General features: G+C 39.1%; 15 protein-coding genes. 5 read left to right on the forward strand and 10 right to left on the reverse strand.

All coding sequences use genetic code 11. The features are described from left to right. From cyoD to acnA, 10 genes are all read right to left on the reverse strand, one after another. Positions 1-697 (reverse strand): cytochrome o ubiquinol oxidase subunit IV (gene cyoD / locus CEV08_RS00005; RefSeq protein WP_180753527.1); only part of this gene is annotated, 697 nt, incomplete at its 3' end. Further along, positions 697-1,365: a cytochrome (ubi)quinol oxidase subunit III gene (locus CEV08_RS00010; protein WP_100129752.1), complete on the reverse strand. Its 669-nt coding sequence runs from the start codon at positions 1,363-1,365 to the stop codon at positions 697-699. The genes cyoD and CEV08_RS00010, both read right to left, overlap by 1 nt. Next, positions 1,362-3,380, reverse strand: coding sequence for a cytochrome o ubiquinol oxidase subunit I (gene cyoB / locus CEV08_RS00015; RefSeq protein ID WP_100129753.1), 2,019 nt, complete (start codon positions 3,378-3,380; stop codon positions 1,362-1,364). The genes CEV08_RS00010 and cyoB overlap by 4 nt, the downstream gene beginning before the upstream one ends. Before the next feature lie 75 nt (positions 3,381-3,455). Then, entirely contained in the window at positions 3,456-4,430 is a 975-nt protein-coding gene (cyoA, locus tag CEV08_RS00020) for a ubiquinol oxidase subunit II (RefSeq protein ID WP_100129754.1), read from the reverse strand. Between the two features lie 116 nt (positions 4,431-4,546). Next, positions 4,547-5,002, reverse strand: a complete 456-nt coding sequence (gene aroQ / locus CEV08_RS00025; RefSeq protein WP_100129755.1) for a type II 3-dehydroquinate dehydratase — start codon at positions 5,000-5,002, stop codon at positions 4,547-4,549. 55 nt (positions 5,003-5,057) lie between these two features. Then, positions 5,058-6,191, reverse strand: a complete 1,134-nt coding sequence (recF, locus tag CEV08_RS00030; RefSeq protein WP_180753528.1) for a DNA replication/repair protein RecF — start codon at positions 6,189-6,191, stop codon at positions 5,058-5,060. A gap of 20 nt (positions 6,192-6,211) precedes the next feature. After that, on the reverse strand, positions 6,212-7,333 hold the full coding sequence (gene dnaN, locus CEV08_RS00035) for a DNA polymerase III subunit beta (RefSeq protein WP_100129757.1): 1,122 nt from the start codon (positions 7,331-7,333) through the stop codon (positions 6,212-6,214). Between the two features lie 183 nt (positions 7,334-7,516). Continuing rightward, the gene (gene dnaA / locus CEV08_RS00040; protein WP_100129929.1) at positions 7,517-9,088 is read right to left on the reverse strand and encodes a chromosomal replication initiator protein DnaA; all 1,572 of its coding nucleotides are present in this window, start codon (positions 9,086-9,088) and stop codon (positions 7,517-7,519) included. A 679-nt stretch (positions 9,089-9,767) separates the two neighbouring features. Beyond that, complete coding sequence (gene rpsT / locus CEV08_RS00045) at positions 9,768-10,034, reverse strand: 30S ribosomal protein S20 (RefSeq protein ID WP_100128210.1); 267 nt, start codon at positions 10,032-10,034, stop codon at positions 9,768-9,770. 241 nt (positions 10,035-10,275) lie between these two features. After that, on the reverse strand, positions 10,276-12,963 hold the full coding sequence (gene acnA / locus CEV08_RS00050; RefSeq protein WP_100129758.1) for an aconitate hydratase AcnA: 2,688 nt from the start codon (positions 12,961-12,963) through the stop codon (positions 10,276-10,278). Between the two features lie 295 nt (positions 12,964-13,258). Here acnA and ccmA point away from each other — a divergent pair, with 295 nt between their 5' ends. The 5 genes from ccmA to CEV08_RS00075 are packed head-to-tail and all read left to right on the forward strand — an operon-like array spanning position 13,259 to position 16,180. Then, positions 13,259-13,870 carry a heme ABC exporter ATP-binding protein CcmA gene (ccmA, locus tag CEV08_RS00055; protein WP_100129930.1) on the forward strand — a complete coding sequence of 204 codons (612 nt, stop codon included), beginning with the start codon at positions 13,259-13,261 and terminating at the stop codon, positions 13,868-13,870. An 11-nt stretch (positions 13,871-13,881) separates the two neighbouring features. Then, positions 13,882-14,547 (forward strand): heme exporter protein CcmB, encoded by a 666-nt coding sequence (ccmB, locus tag CEV08_RS00060; RefSeq protein ID WP_100129759.1) that lies wholly within the window; start codon positions 13,882-13,884, stop codon positions 14,545-14,547. A gap of 46 nt (positions 14,548-14,593) precedes the next feature. After that, a complete protein-coding gene (locus CEV08_RS00065) occupies positions 14,594-15,373 on the forward strand; it encodes a heme ABC transporter permease (protein WP_100129760.1) in 780 nt (259 codons plus the stop codon). Then, on the forward strand, positions 15,361-15,612 hold the full coding sequence (locus CEV08_RS09745; RefSeq protein WP_100129761.1) for a heme exporter protein CcmD: 252 nt from the start codon (positions 15,361-15,363) through the stop codon (positions 15,610-15,612). The genes CEV08_RS00065 and CEV08_RS09745 overlap by 13 nt, the downstream gene beginning before the upstream one ends. Next, a complete protein-coding gene (locus CEV08_RS00075; protein WP_100129762.1) occupies positions 15,587-16,180 on the forward strand; it encodes a DsbE family thiol:disulfide interchange protein in 594 nt (197 codons plus the stop codon). The genes CEV08_RS09745 and CEV08_RS00075 overlap by 26 nt, the downstream gene beginning before the upstream one ends. Positions 16,181-16,693: the final 513 nt, after the last annotated feature.

Below are 16,693 nucleotides of genomic sequence, written 5' to 3' on the forward strand. Positions count from 1 at the left end.
GCTCCATAGGCACTTCTGAACCAGGYACTTGATCTACAGGAGTTTGCTGACTTGGAACTTGCTCCATGGGAACTTCTGAACCAGGCACTTGATCTACAGGAGTTTGCTGACTTGGAACTTGCTCCATGGGAACTTCTGAACCAGGCACTTGATCTACAGGAGTTTGCTGACTTGGAACTTGCTCCATRGGMACTTCTGAACCAGGYACTTGATCTACAGGAGTTTGCTGACTTGGAACTTGCTCCATGGGAACTTCTGAAYCAGGCATCTTTTCTGGCTGTTTTCTTAAGGATATATCTTTGTTCGATAATTGCTCAGATTCTGAAGAATCATTTATACTTGATATTCCTGGTTCAATAACCCGTCCTGAACCACCCATCATATTATAATTCAAATGGGAAATAGCCCACCAAGTTCCCCCAATAATCACAAAAACGCAAATAGCAGCAAACCACAAAGCGCTTAAATTCCACTTAGCATCTGGACCAGAGTTCAAGTGTAAAAAGAAAACAATTTGTACTATAATCTGAATAAGTGCCATCCCAATAAGATATGCAACCTTTGTACTAATTGCCCAACTTTCCATCATTCCATACATCACAGGAATAAAAGAACCTAAAGTGAAAAATACAGCCAGAATAAAACCAACCAAATAGGAACCAATACTGGGACCATGTGTTTCATTTTGCATGCTCATCATAACGCTCCTAATAGATAAACCATAGTGAAAACACCAACCCATACAATATCAAGTAAATGCCAAAAAATGGAAAGGCATGCTAAACGTGTTTTATTATTCTGATCCAAGCCATTACGACGAAGATGAAAAAACATCACGACCATCCAAAGAAGGCCAACACTTACGTGAAGACCATGGGTACCAACCAAAGCAAAAAATGCTGACCAATAAGCAGAGAGTATCTCCCGTCCAAAAAGCTGTAAACCTGTTGCAGGATCAATACCAGCATAAGCATTTGGATCGTAATAAAATACCTCACTCAAAAGTTCATGGAACTCGTAAAGTTCCATAGCAATGAAGCAACACCCCAATACAAAGGTTATAGCCATCCATAAACGTACACCACTGATGTTATTTTTATGCGCTTGTACCATCGCAAAGCCATAAGTGACGGATGAAAACAATAAAAAAGCAGTCTCAACCAAAACAAATTTTAAATCAATAAATTCATTACCCGCTTTACCGCCGCCATAAGAAGCAGAAAAAACAGCAAAACTCGAAAAAAGTGTCGAAAATAGGATCAAATCTGAAAGAATATAGACCCAAAAACCAAACGTCATTACCGAGCTATTATCGTGGTGAAGTTCATCCACTGTACTCGCATTATTCATTGTTACTGCACTCATACTGTCACTCCTTGTTCTTTAAGAACAGCTGTAAAGGCATCTTCAGTTTTTTGCACTTCTTCAGCTGGAATATAATAACCATGGTGATCACCTGTTAATGAATGACACACAAGTGTCGCAACAAAGCCAATCATTCCAACCGCAACAAGCCACCAAATATGCCAAACAAGCGCAAAACCAACAATTAATGAGAAGAATCCTGCAATAACTCCAGCCGACGTATTCGAGGGCATATGAATTTTCGTAAATCCACTTGTCGGACGCTGATAACCACTTTTCTTCATATTCCAATAAGCATCATCAGACTGTATCTTCGGAAGTAGAGCGAAATTATAAGAAGGAGGTGGTGAAGAAGTAAACCATTCAAGTGTACGTGCATCACCCCAAGAATCATTTAACGTTACCGGCAAATGCCCTTTATGCTTAATACCGTACCAAATTGCCAAAACAACCTGTAACACAAAACAAAGGATACCAAGTAAGATAATAAAAGCACCCAGAGCAGCAATAATAAACATCGGCTGCCAACTAGGTTCCATGTAATGCTGAAGACGACGCGTTGCCCCCATTAAACCAAGGGCATAAACAGGGAAAAAGGCAAGATAAAAACCAACAAACCAACACCAGAAAGATGCAATACCTAGTATGCGATTTGGTTTATAACCAAAAACTTTAGGAAACCAAAAAGCAATCCCTGCTAAATAAGCAAAAACCACACCTCCAATAATTGTATGATGGAAATGCGCTACTAAAAAGAGTGAATTATGAAACTGCCAATCAGCAGGGACAATAGATAATAAAACACCTGTTAACCCACCACCAACAAAAGTAAAGATCATCCCCATACACCAAAGCATAGGAGGCTCAAAGCGAAGCCGACCTTTATACATCGTTAGCAGCCAATTAAAGACTTTTACACCGGTTGGAACTGCAATGATCATCGTAGCAATACCAAAGAAGGTATTGACAGCTTCACCGCCGCCCATTGTAAAGAAATGATGTCCCCAAACAAGAAGCGATAAAATTAAAATAACCAACATTGCCCATACCATCGAAGTATAACCAAAGAGGCGTTTTGAAGAAAAAGTGGAGACAACTTCAGAAACAATACCAAAAGCTGGAACAACCAAAACATACACTTCAGGATGACCAAAAATCCAAACATAATTAATCCATACCATTGGATTTCCACCACCAACATTGGTAAAGAAATTCATGCCCAAATAACGATCACACGCCAAAAGTGCAAATGCTACAGCCAAAACAGGATAAATAACTAAAATAAGAATATTGCTGACAAAAGCACTCCAACAAAAAACAGGCATTCTCATCATTGTCATTCCAGGAGCACGCATTTTAATCATCGTTGCAACAAAATTCACTGACCCCATTGTTGTTGCAATACCAGAAAGCTGAAGCGACCATAAATAATAATCTACCCCTGTATCTGGGCTCGTTTGCAACTCTGAAAAAGGTGGATACATCAACCAGCCACCACGACCAAAATTACCAACACCTAGCGATATATTAATCAAAATCGCCCCAGCTGCTGTAATCCAAAAACCCAGATTATTTGCAAAGGGAAAAGCAACATCACGCGCACCAATTTGCAGTGGTATAAGATAATTGAAAAGACCAAATAAAATCGGCGTAGCCATAAAGAAAATCATGATCGTACCATGGGCCGAAAAAATCTGATCGAAATGTTCAGGAGGCAAATAACCTGCTGCTTCACTCCCAAGAGCTAAAGCTTGATGCGTTCGCATCATAATCGCATCCGCGAAACCGCGAACGAGCATAATAATACCAAGCACGATGTACATAATGCCAATGCGCTTATGGTCAACTGTTGTAATCCAATTTCGCCATAAAACCCCCCACCATCCAAGCACTGTTAAAGCAACAACAGCAATTAAACCAACCAAAACAATCGCAATACATGTATACAAAACGATCGGTTCATGTGCAAGCGCATGAAAAGCACCCGCTGCAGGATCTGTAAGTCTTCCAAACATTTCTCAATCCATTTCAAATGAAATTTAAATTCAAAAGAAACCTTCTTTTAAAAGGGCTCTCTCTCTACTGATCCTTTAAATGACATCAGGATCAAATACTGAACACAGTGCACCCCATAGCGTCTGAGCAGCAGAACGTTTCATTAAATCTTCATTACACACCGTATTTTCATCGACACATCGATTAACAACACGATAGTAAAGCCGCTTCTCAACAGGTGCAAAATAACGAACTTCAGCATCTTTTTCCTTCGCAGCAATATCACCCATACGAGGCGCAATAGAAAGTTTACGATAAGATGTACGATCAAGCACTCGACCATTAGCCCGAGCTTTTACAATCCAATCCTCAAAATCCTGCAAAGATACAGAATGCCACTTAAACCGCATTCCTGAAAAACCATCACCACTGTAATTTGCCGAAGTTCCTTTGAATACTCCTGGTTCTTCAGCAACTAAATGCAACTTAGCATTCATCTGCGGCATAGCATAAAGAACTGTCCCCAATTTAGGGACCCAAAAAGCATTGACAGAATTTTCTGATGTCAATTGCAATAAAATTTGACGTCCTTTAGGCGCGTAAATTTCATTAATCGATGCAACGCCATATTCAGGATAAATAAAAAGCCACTTCCAATCAAGAGCTACAACATCAACTTGCAATGGCTTCTCTTCACCTACAACCTCTACTGGAAGAGGATTTGTAGGTTCAAGCTTATAGGTATAATAAGCTGTTAATGCACCTAAAACCGTTACGATTCCAATTGGAATACCCCACATCAATGCTTCAATTTTATTTGAATGCGCCCAATCAGGAGAATAATTCGCTTTCACATTCGATGCACGGTATTTTATAGCTAAAAATACCACACTCACCATCACCGGAATGACAACGCAAAGCATAACAAGCACACAAATAACGATCAAAACGAGCTGTTGGCGCGCAACATAACCTGATGGCTGTAGAACATCAACCTTACAACCAGACAAAAGAAGCGCTGCTCCCCCTAAAATCATAAGCACTTCTAATTGTCTAACAAAGTTCTTCATCTTTATTACCCCCGTCATACGCACTAAAAATTGTCATAAATATAATACCTTTTATTGTACAAATTTAAAAATAATTATCAAGTGAATTCAATCCCTGCATCACTCTTATCCAACGCTTACTCTTTACCTTCATAATTGATTAATTGTTTTGCAATATACTCAAGTGCAAATCGATATCCATCACTTCCACACCCACTTATAATAGCATCTACACCTGCAGATGTATAAGAATGGTGGCGGAAAGATTCACGCTGATAAATGTGGGATAAATGAACTTCTACCTTCAGCCCCGAAAACATTCTTAGGGCATCAAGAAGGGCAACAGATGTATGACTGTAAGCCGCTGGATTGATAATCAATCCAAAACTTGTCCCTATGGCTTCTTGTATCCATTCTACTAGCTGCCCCTCATGGTTACTTTGATAAAAATTTATTACAATATCAGCTCTTTTTGCCCATTCTCTGCAATTTTTTTCAATATCTTCCAGAGTTTCTGTTCCATAAATTTCTGGCTCACGTTGCCCCAGAAAATTTAAATTAGGACCATTTAAAATCGTTATCACAACAGACATAGCAAGCCTTTTCTTATCGATCATCACTTAATTTAAAAAATATTTAGCATGTTTTTTACAGCAATAAAGCACCATCCTTAATTTCAAAAAATTCTGCGCGCCCTTTTAAATCATCAAATAAAAGATGATCTGTTCCTGTCATAAATGTTTGTACAGCTAAATCATCAAGAATATCAAATAAAGCAGCACGTCGATGCGAATCAAGATGAGCTGCCATTTCATCAAGAAGAAGAATGGGAGCCCTTTGTGATACCATACCTGTTAGACGTGCATGACACAAAACCAAACCTGTTAGTAGCGCTTTTTGTTCACCTGTTGAACAAGATGCTGCTGCTCTATTTTTATCCGCATAAAAAACTTGTAAATCTGTGCGATGTGGTCCTTCTAATGTCCGTCCAGCAGCACGATCTATTGCGCGATTACGCCGCAACAAATCACAAAATTGCTCTTCAACTTCAGTGGCTGATATTTCACCAAGAGCTGTTTCTAAAAAACCATCAATTTGCAAAAAAGCCCGCGGAAAAGGTATCTGAGATGGCATTTGTGTAAACATGTCATTTAAAAGCCGAATAACATCAATACGCGCTGCAGAAATAGCTGTCGCTAATTCTGCCATCTGCTTTTCTAAAGCATCAAACCAAGCATTGTCTTCATTGCCATCCAAAAACAAACGATTCCGTGCACGCATCGCTTTATCATAATCGGCTATGCGGCGACTATGCAAAGGATCAATCGCTAAAACCATACGATCCAAAAAACGACGGCGCTCAAGCGAAGGACCCGTAAAAAGACCATCCATAGACGGTGTTAGGATACTAATATGACAATAATCTGTTAAGCAATCACTTGGTTCATGCACACCATTAATATGGACCTTTCGACTGTTATCGCTAACCTCCAAAGCAGTACCAATCTTTACTTCACCATAAAGAGCACATTCAAGACAGGCAAATACAACAAATCCTTCACCGCCTCCATCTATAAAGCTAACGTCAGAATATGCTGCCCGTCGCAAACCACGTCCCGGAGAAAGAAAAGATAATGCCTCTAAAAGATTTGTCTTACCAGCACCGTTGTGCCCAGTGAAAACTACATGCCGACCCGCAAAATGAATATTAAAAAAAGAATAATTGCGATAACGTAAAAGCTTCAGCTGCCTCACAGCTACTTTGTGTACATGACTTGCCATGCATTGCAAAATAATTGCCCCTAAACGCGAATAGGCATCAGTACATAGAGCACATCCGCATCATCATTATCGCGAATCAGAGCTGGTGCTCCAGCTTCAGCCAACATAAAAACCATTTCATTGCTTGAAAGCTGTCCAGCAATATCCAAAAGATAACGTGAATTGAACCCTATCTCAAGGGGTTGCGATGTGTAAGTTACAGATAATTGATCTTCCGCACTGCCCGAATCAGGACTATTAACAACAAGTTTTAATTGTCCCTGCCCAATCGTTAACTTAACTGCACGCCCCCGATCACTTGAAATCGTTGAAACACGATCAACTGCAGAAGAAAAATCCTGCCTATTAACAACCAATTCTTTATCATTTCCAAGAGGAATAACACGTTGATAATCTGGAAATGTCCCATCAATTAACTTTGATGTAAAAACCACAGAACCTACAGAAAAACGAATCTTTGTCTCTGAAAGCTCTATACATACATCACCATCATTTTCTTCTGAAAGAAGCTTTTGCAACTCTCCTACAGCTTTACGAGGAACAATAACACCAGGCATTCCCTCAACTCCTGAAGGCGCTTCCATCTCAACTTGTGCCAAACGATGACCATCAGTAGCAACCAAACGTAGTTTCAAAACATCATCATTAATGATATGGAAGTAAATACCATTAAGATAATAGCGGGTTTCTTCAGTAGAAATGGCAAATTGCGTACAATCAAGTAAATGTTTCAGCCCTGATGTCGATAGAGAAAAGCGATAACCAAACTGCCCAGGAAGTGACTCTGGAAAATCTGCCTTGGGAAGACATTGAAGCTGAAAATGTGCACAACCGGAAACAACAGACAGTGTATTCGCTTGATTCTCATCGACGGATAATACAACTTCATTGCCATCAGGAAGTTTCCGAATGATATCATAGAGCAAATGTGCCGGAACAGTTGTTGCTCCAGCGTGCTCAACATTAACTGTAAAAGATTCTGTAACCTCTAGATCGAGATCTGTTGTCTTTAACTGCACATGACCATTTTCTGCATCAATGAGCACATTCGATAAAATAGGAATAGTATTACGGCGCTCTACCACACGGTGAACACGACCAAGAGACTTGAGAAACTGACTGCGATCAACTGTAATACGCATAAAAGCCCCGTATGATTTACCAAAAACTATAAGAATTCCTTAGAACTAAATAATAGGTCCTTTTTAAAGAATCATCTGTTAGAATTTATTAAACCCCTACTATTCAAATAGCAAGTCACTACTCCATAAGAAAAAACAAATCCTTTTATTAAATTCTCTAAAGTTTCTTCAAAAAAAAGAACACTACACAGCTTGTTCTCCAATCAACCGCTTTAGCAATTCAAGCTCCTTGGCCAAGGTCTGATCACCGCAAACCAAATCTTCAATTTTACGCACAGCGTGTAAAACCGTTGTATGATCACGCCCACCAAAACGGCGTCCTATTTCTGGCAATGAGCGAGGCGTTAATACTTTTGCTAAATACATTGCAACTTGCCGTGGCTTTACAATCGTACGCGTTCGACGATTAGATAACAAGTCCTGTTTAGAAACATTATAATGGCGCGCTACCGTACGCTGAATTTCTTCAATCCGAATGCGCTTAGGTTCACCTGGACGTGTCAAGTGACCTAATAACTCATCAATCCGTTCTAAAGATAAATCAGACTCAAAAGATTGACGAAATAAGAGCTGGTTAAATGCGCCTTCAATATCGCGCCCCGATCCTAAAACTGTTTTTGCAATATACTCCAAGACATCATCAGAAATTGATATCATGCTATCATCTTGCTGTGCAACCTTCAACCGCTGACGCAACATTTGCAAACGCATTTCATAATCTGGCGCCTCAATTTCAAGGGCAACCCCTCCCTGAAGACGAGAGCGAACGCGAAGATCAAGCGATTCTAATTCCGCTGGTGGACGATCTGCAGCAACAACAACCTGTTTTGCGCTATCAAGCAACATATTAAGCAAATGGCAAAATTCATGCTGTATCGACTTACCCTGCAAAAACTGCATATCATCAATAATTAAAAGGTCGATATCACGAAGCTGTTCTTTAAAAGAAAGAGCATCATTATCACGAATAGCTGTTGCAAAACGCCACATAAAATATTCAGCAGTTAAATAAATAACACGTGCAGACGTTAAACGCTTCAATGCAGAACCTGCAATCGCTTGAAGCAAATGTGTTTTCCCCAAACCAACAGACGCATGAATAAAAAGAGGATTAAAACGCAGAGCACTCTTATGCCCCTCCGCAATTGAACGCGCTGCCGCTAAAGCAACGCGATTAGAAGCTCCTTCAACAAAATTTTCAAAAGTATAACGAGAATCAAGTGGAGATCCAAAAACTCCCGCTTGAGAACTCTTAACTGAATGCTCTACACAACTCTCAACAAAAAGTGAAGTCGCCCGCTCCTCCAGCACAACAGAAGGCACACTTGTTTTACAAACAACATCTCTGGAAACGCGTTCCATACCACGAACAATAACCTCAACACGAAGAACTGCTGAATTCTCTTGCTTCCATAAATGAGTCAAAAGAGAACCATAGTGATTATTAATCCATGAACGTAAAAAAGCGGTAGGAACGGAAAGCTTTACAAGAGTATGACTATACTCAGCAAGTTTTACACGACCAAACCAACTGGTATAAGCTTCAACACCAACCTGTGCTTTTAATTGTGCCATAACACGTGTAAAAGCTGCCGCACCCTCCTCCTCTGAAATGATAGCATGCCTTATAGAAGCATTTTTATCAACAACCCCATCACTCTGCGTTCTCCTATTCTTTATTATGTTCTCTGCCGACAGGATATTCACCGAAACCCTTTTAAAGGAACTAGCTTTAGAGTTCAATTTATCCACCATCTTCCATCCTGATAAAAATAAAATTCTGTCCTGCCAAACAGCTAAAATTAAATCCAGCGAAAGCAAAACGCCCTACCCCAAATAAGATTACTTTTCATCCCCTAGGATAGCCTCATCACAACCCCACTAACAAAGATGACCAATAAGATTTACTTGCATTCATGATATGATCCACACTTCTAAAATGGTAAACATACCAATCAAGAAAACTAAAAAACCTCAAAAAGGCTAAACCAAAGCATTTCATATTCAATAAAATACGGGATAATGCGCTGATGTGGCCCCTTCATGCTTTCTAATCTTCACTAAGAACCATACAAAACAGCAGAGGTAAAATGCAAGAGGTCAAAATAAAATCAAAAGCTCCCCCCAAAATGTTTATTTCAATGCAGAATGAGAAAAATTATTGATTCAACTCATTTTTTTTCTCTAAATTTACCAATCATTAAAAAATCTCTTCAGATTAAAAAAAAAAAATAAAATGCTTGACAAAAAAGACTCTATAAAAATCCACAAAGCTTGTGGATAACCATATGCCCCCTATAAACTTTCTCTCCTTTTTCAAGAAGAGAATCGCTGTCGATTCTTGCTTTCAATAGAAACTTTTTGAAACAACAAATAAATAAAAAGCCAGCATCCCTACAGATACTGGCTTGCTTCTTAATAAAATATAAAAAGCTTAAACGCTGAGAGCTTTCAAACGTCTTGCTAAACGGGATACTTTCCTCGCAGCAGTATTTTTATGAAAAACCCCTTTAGAAACCGCACGCATAATCTCAGGCTCAAAATTCTTAAATGCGATTTCCGCAGACGCCTTATCACCCCCTGCTAAAGCATCATCAAACTTACGCATAAAAGTACGAACACGCGAACGGCGGGCTCTATTAACCTGTGTGCGTGCTGCAACCTTGCGCACCGCTTTTCGAGCAGAAGGTGTATTCGCCATAAATATAATCTCTCTTTCAATACCTTGGTAAAACGAGCCTCAATAACAACTCTACCAATATAAACAAACCTAATCCAAGCAAAACTATAAAGCTGCTTATAACCCACGTGGCTTATAGCGCAATGTCAAAGCCAGCGTCAATTAAATTTTCAAAGACAGACATAAAAAACGATACCAAACTCTTTGATCCACAACTTTATCACTTAATAGTTTAAAGATATTCCTTAACAAACAAAGGAATTTAAACAGCTAGCTTACGCAAGACATATTGCAAAATTCCACCATGATGCAAATAATCTAACTCATCTTCAGTATCAATACGGCATAATAATGGAATGGTTTTTACCGTATCATCAGAAAAAGTAATGGTCGCCACGGTTTTTTGACGAGGTTTCAAATTATGAATCCCTTCAATTGTTACCTTTTCATCTCCCTTTAAGCCTAAAGATTTCCAACTTAGCCCCTCCTCAAAGACAAAAGGAACAATGCCCATACCAACAAGATTAGAACGATGAATCCTTTCAAAAGATTGCACGATCACCGCTTTAATACCAAGAAGATTGGTTCCCTTGGCGGCCCAATCGCGTGATGATCCATTGCCATATTCAATACCCGCAAAAACAACGAGCGGAATACCTTCTTGTTTATATGCCATTGCTGCATCGTAAATAGTTTGTTCTACAGCTGAGGGATAATGAACCGTATAACCTCCCTCTCGACCATTTTCTCCTAACATGAAATTACGAATGCGGATATTGGCAAAGGTCCCCCGAACCATAACTTCATGATTCCCACGACGCGTTCCATATTGATTAAAATCAGCCACGTGAACACCATGATTCATTAAATACTTTCCAGCAGGAGAATCTGCCTTAATAGAACCAGCAGGAGAAATATGATCTGTCGTGATTTTATCACCAAACAAACCTAAAATTCGTGCATCTTTGATATCTGGTAACACATCAGGTGTTTTCTGCATATCATCGAAATAAGGTGGATTACGGACATAGGTGGATTGCTCATCCCAAGAATAGGTAGACCCTGTAGGGATTTGAACTTTTTGCCAATTTTCATCTCCCTTAAAGACATCAGCATACTTTTCGGCAAAAACCTTACGCGTAACATTTTCTTCGATAAATGCTTGTATTTCTTGAGAAGTTGGCCAAATATCTCTCAAATAAACCGGTTGACCCTCTAAATCTTCACCAAGGGGTTCCTTGGTTAAATCTTTACACACCGTCCCGACAAGCGCATGTGCAACAACTAATGGGGGTGAAGCTAAATAATTTGCTTGCACATCCGGAGAAACACGCCCTTCAAAATTACGATTTCCTGAAAGAACAGCAGATGCAATAACACCATTGTCATTAATCGTTTTGGAAATAGCGGGATGCAAAGGACCAGAATTTCCAATACATGTTGTACACCCAAACCCTACTAAGTTAAATCCTAATGCATCTAAATCTTTTTGCAGACCCGAATTTTTAAGGTAAGCTTCAACAACTTGTGAACCAGGTGCAAGAGAAGTTTTTACCCATGGTTTGCTTTTCAGACCCTTTGCCACCGCATTTCGTGCCAAAAGACCTGCGGCAATAAGAACACTTGGATTTGATGTATTTGTACAGGAAGTAATCGCAGCGATCACCACATCACCGTGACTAAGCGTATATTCTTCACCTTCAACCGGATAATGCTCACCTTGTCCTGAAGTTTTCTTATAGTCTTCGACCAAAGCTTTCTCAAAACCTTGCCCAACATTTTCCAGTGCAATACGTCCTTCCGGACGTTTAGGACCAGCCATAGAAGGAACAACGGTTCCCATATCTAATTCAATTGTATCACTAAAAATGGGATTAGCCACCATTTCATCATGCCACATCCCTTGTGCTTTGGAGTAAGCCTCCACTAAGGCAATCCGATTTTCATCACGCCCTGTCATATTGAGATAACGCACTGTCTCTTTATCAACTGGAAAAAAGCCACAGGTTGCTCCATATTCAGGTGCCATATTCCCAATCGTCGCTCGGTCAGCAAGCGTCATATGCTCCAAACCAGGGCCAAAAAATTCAACAAATTTACCAACAACGCCCTTTTGGCGGAGCATTTGGGTTACCGTTAACACGAGATCGGTCGCTGTTACACCTTCTTTAAGTTTTCCTGTTAGGCGAAAACCAATCACTTCAGGTAACAACATAGAAACAGGTTGACCTAACATTGCCGCTTCTGCTTCAATGCCACCAACACCCCAACCTAGAACACCCAAACCATTGACCATCGTTGTGTGCGAATCAGTCCCCACACAGGTATCAGGATAAACCGTCTCACCCCCCTCTTCATTCTTCATCCACACGCATTGTGCTAAATATTCAAGGTTAACCTGATGACAAATCCCTGTTCCTGGAGGAACAACGCGAAAATTTTTAAAGGCTTGTTGCCCCCATTTCAAGAAACGATAACGCTCACCATTGCGTTCATATTCATGTTCAACGTTTTCCTTAAAAGCCATGGGAGTGCCAAAATCATCAACAATAACTGAATGATCAATGACGAGATCAACAGGAATGAGAGGATTAATTTTTTCAGCGTTACCACCAAGTTTAACCATAGCATCCCGCATAGCCGAAAGATCAACAACCGCAGGAACACCAGTAAAGTCTTGCATAAGAACACGCGCAGGACGGTAGGCGATTTCTGCCCCTGCACCCCCTTTGTCGCTTAACCACTTAGCAACATTGAGGATATCCTCTTTTTTAACTGTGCGACCATCTTCAAAGCGTAATAAATTTTCGAGAATAACTTTCATCGAAAACGGCAAACGAGAAATGTCTTCAAGTCCATTTTTTTCCGCTTCGATCAAGCTATAATAAGTATATTCTTTGCCAGCAACATTTAACGTTCTGCGACAATTAAAGCTATCAATGTGAATCATAACTGTCCACCCTCATACTACAAACCACCCAATTCCCAGGAATGAACAACACAAACTACGAGTCAAGGTCGCAGCTTGAGCGCAGATGCAACTACCTCCGCTATCCATTTCCCCCTCCACCTTTCATAGGTAAATGCGGAAATCAGCGCTAAAAACTATTCTACACCAGATATTGATGTAACGCACTCCTTATAGAACTATTTCTAGAACTATTCTAGGGACAATTGCATAAAAAAACGTGTTTTTTATCCTATAATGCAATAAAGAATAGGAAAATAAAAAAATGGGCAATCACATGGTGTTATCAGGCAAAGATTTAGCAGCTTACAGAAATGAGGAAATTCTGTTCAAAAATCTTTCTTTTTGTTTATTTCCACAGCAACTTATGACAATCACTGGACCAAATGGCATCGGAAAATCTACATTACTCCGAATCATTGTTGGTCTTCTTGAAGCTGCTGAAGGTCATATCATACTTAAAGACTATGAACAAAGCTATCCTGTTACAACTGCGTGTCATTATCTTGGTCCTCAAAATGCCATGAAACCTCTTTTATCTGTCATTGATAATTTGCAATTTTGGGCAGAGTTTTATGGACAACCTCTATACTCCCCCTATGAAGCCCTTGCCGATATCGGCCTTTCTGATCTTGAACATTTACCCTTTAACACTCTGTCAACTGGGCAACAAAGACGTGTCGCTCTTGCTCGCCTTTTGCTCTCTTATCGTCCTATTTGGATTTTAGATGAACCAATATCGGGGCTTGATAGCCATGCTCAAAAACGCCTTACTTGTATTTTCCAGCGTCATCTCAATCAAGGTGGTATGATTATCGCCGCAACCCATCATTCTTTAGGTATTCCAGAAAACCATAAAATCGCTCTGGAAAAATTTTTACCTCTCTAGGAGAGAATAAAATGCAAGCACTGTTCTGGCGTGATCTTAAACTATTATTAGCGCCACAAGCCTCTTCACTAACAGGACTATTATTTTTCATCGCTGTTGTTGTCATAACCCCCTTTGCTATTGGACCAGATCCCAAAATTCTTGCACAAATAGGGCCAGGAATATTGTGGTTTGGGGCCCTTCTTGCAGGACTCCTCAATCTGAACACACTATTCCAAATCGATCGTGATGATGGCAATCTCGACCAATTTATCCTTTCAGAACAAAGACAAAGTTTCACACTGATTGTCCTTACCAAATGCATTGCCCATTGGGTAGGAACAATGCTTCCTCTCATTTTTGCTACGCCTATTTTGGCCCTTATGCTCCATTTAGATGTAACGATAACTTTTACAACAATACTTACCCTTTTATGCGGAACACCAGCCATTATTTTTATTGGTGCTATAGGAGCAGCACTTGCAACCTCATTGTTGCACAGTACTCTTCTTATTTTCATCATTATCTTACCATGGATCATTCCAATTATGATTTTTGGCGTTTCAGCCGCTACAGCTCCGACAAATCCAAATGCATCTTTTCTCAGTTCTTTGGCTCTTCTTAGTGCTTTTTCACTTTTTTTGAGTCTTTTTAGCTCTTTTGTTGCCGCTCTAACGCTTAAGCTTTTATCAGAATAATAAAAGATGATTGCCGCATAACAAAACTATGCCTATGATGAATTTCATGAATAAACTATCTCACACACATAAAATGAGGTCACTCCCTGAAAGTTTTACCCGTTTCGTGAAAATAAGCAAAATCATTATACCTTGGTTAGCCAGCATAACGTTATGTCTTCTTATCTTAGGGCTTATTCTTGTGATACATTCCCCTGATGACTATCAACAAGGTATCACTGTTAAGATTATGTACATTCATGTACCTTTCGCGTGGGTGTCTATATTCTGTTATATAACGATGAGTGCAGCAGCATTAGCAAATCTTATTTGGAAATATCATCTTGCTGATGTGGCACTCAAATGTGGTGCGCCCATTGGGGCAATTTTTACCGCCTTGGCTCTCATGACAGGAGCCCTTTGGGGGCGCCCTACATGGGGAACATGGTGGGTATGGGATGCACGATTAACATCCGTTTTAATTTTGCTTTTTATCTATCTTGCCATTATCCTGCTTAGGCGTGCTTTTGACAACCAAGTAAAAGCTGCTCGTGCTACTTCAATTCTTACCCTTGTTGGATTTGTTAATATCCCTATTATTAAATTTTCAGTTAATTGGTGGAACACATTGCATCAACCAGCATCCCTGTTACGTGCTGGTGGATCAACAATCGACAAAGCTATGTTATGGCCCCTTATAACAATGCTATTTTGCTTCATCTTTATGTTTGTTGTGCTCTATTTGATGGCTATGCGAAATGAAATCAACCGTCGTTATATTCAAATACTTCAGATTAAAAAATCTCGTCGTGTACAACAGCAGGACTCTTCATCATGCTCGACCTAAATGGCATCCACAGTGGACTTTTAGGAAACTTGTCTTTGAAAATTGATTTTTTCCTTGGTACCCTTAAACACGAGCAAATTGTTATTTTAAGTTATACGCTTTCTGCAATATCCCTCCTCTGTCTTATTGGCTATATTCTTTGCAAAGCCTTATACCAAAAAAAAATTCTCCAACAGCTAAACAAAAAAGAGTTGTCGCAAAAAGAAAAATACGATGAAGAATATCCCTCCAAAACTTAAAAAAAATATATCTTTACCTGTTTTATTTGTTCTTTTTGGACCATTTGTGCTTTTTCTTCTTCTCATGGTATTTTTTTTCAACTTTATAGATAAAAAATACCCTCAAGATCCTTCTCTTCTCCCAACTGCATTGGCTGGAAAACCTGCGCCCAATACGTACATTCCCCTTCTTGATAAGGAAAGTTATCTTAATTCAAAACAGTTTAAAGGACGTGTCACATTGGTCAATTTTTGGGGATCTTGGTGTTTGCCTTGCCGCGAAGAGCATCCTCTTCTTATGAAAATTGCACAAGATAAACGTTTTGATCTGATTGGTGTTAATTATAAGGATAATAAAGCAAACGCCCTGCGCTTTTTAAATAGTTTTGGTAATCCTTTTAAATTGATTGGCTTTGATGTTTCAGGATATACAGCCATTGATTGGGGGGTATATGGCCCCCCAGAAACCTTTCTCTTAAATAGAGAGAGCATCATTATTGCCAAACATGTTGGGCCTTTAACATGGCAAATTTATCAAAAAAAAATTCTACCAAAAATTGAACAAGCGCTTATGACAGAAGAAAAATAAAATACCAACATATTGATTCGTAAATGTAATTTACTCTTTTTGTCTCTTAAATAAAAATATCCAATACTATAAGTATTTTTTCAAATTTCTGTATGTTGAATTAAAAAAACGTTTAAGAAAAGGCTAAAAATACCTTTTATGAATCGTCTAAACGTAAAAATAATTGGCCGTATTTTAAGTTAAAAAATATAATCATGTAGGGCTTGTAAAAACATAAAGTTTTATCCATGCTATGCAAGCTATTTTATTTATACGAATTCTTATTCTGCTTAGGAAATTTTGAGTGATTTTTATGTTTCTTAAGCAATTAACTATCTGTTTTGTAACTTTATTTTTAATCATTTTGACGAAAACAGTATTGCCATGGAAACATTGTTGAATCAGTAAAGGTGGCCAACTGTCATTTTCAAATTCATAGAGTGTTTTGTCTTTACTTTTACACATTGTTATGAAGCGGCTTTATCACTATTCTCGTCTCTATAAAATAACAAATCCATTCCTTCACAGTGTCAT

The sequence above is a fragment of the Bartonella tribocorum genome (genome assembly GCF_002778015.1).
Lineage (GTDB): Bacteria > Pseudomonadota > Alphaproteobacteria > Rhizobiales > Rhizobiaceae > Bartonella > Bartonella tribocorum_B.

Coding starts and splice junctions, on each gene's coding strand:
- CEV08_RS00010 (WP_100129752.1), bottom strand. CDS start 1,365: ATGAGTGCAGTAACAATGAATAATGCGAGTACAGTGGATGAACTTCAC.
- cyoB (WP_100129753.1), bottom strand. CDS start 3,380: ATGTTTGGAAGACTTACAGATCCTGCAGCGGGTGCTTTTCATGCGCTT.
- cyoA (WP_100129754.1), bottom strand. CDS start 4,430: ATGAAGAACTTTGTTAGACAATTAGAAGTGCTTATGATTTTAGGGGGA.
- aroQ (WP_100129755.1), bottom strand. CDS start 5,002: ATGTCTGTTGTGATAACGATTTTAAATGGTCCTAATTTAAATTTTCTG.
- recF (WP_180753528.1), bottom strand. CDS start 6,191: ATGGCAAGTCATGTACACAAAGTAGCTGTGAGGCAGCTGAAGCTTTTA.
- dnaN (WP_100129757.1), bottom strand. CDS start 7,333: ATGCGTATTACAGTTGATCGCAGTCAGTTTCTCAAGTCTCTTGGTCGT.
- dnaA (WP_100129929.1), bottom strand. CDS start 9,088: ATGGTGGATAAATTGAACTCTAAAGCTAGTTCCTTTAAAAGGGTTTCG.
- rpsT (WP_100128210.1), bottom strand. CDS start 10,034: ATGGCGAATACACCTTCTGCTCGAAAAGCGGTGCGCAAGGTTGCAGCA.
- acnA (WP_100129758.1), bottom strand. CDS start 12,963: ATGATTCACATTGATAGCTTTAATTGTCGCAGAACGTTAAATGTTGCT.
- ccmA (WP_100129930.1), top strand. CDS start 13,259: ATGGTGTTATCAGGCAAAGATTTAGCAGCTTACAGAAATGAGGAAATT.
- ccmB (WP_100129759.1), top strand. CDS start 13,882: ATGCAAGCACTGTTCTGGCGTGATCTTAAACTATTATTAGCGCCACAA.
- CEV08_RS00065 (WP_100129760.1), top strand. CDS start 14,594: ATGAATAAACTATCTCACACACATAAAATGAGGTCACTCCCTGAAAGT.
- CEV08_RS09745 (WP_100129761.1), top strand. CDS start 15,361: ATGCTCGACCTAAATGGCATCCACAGTGGACTTTTAGGAAACTTGTCT.
- CEV08_RS00075 (WP_100129762.1), top strand. CDS start 15,587: ATGAAGAATATCCCTCCAAAACTTAAAAAAAATATATCTTTACCTGTT.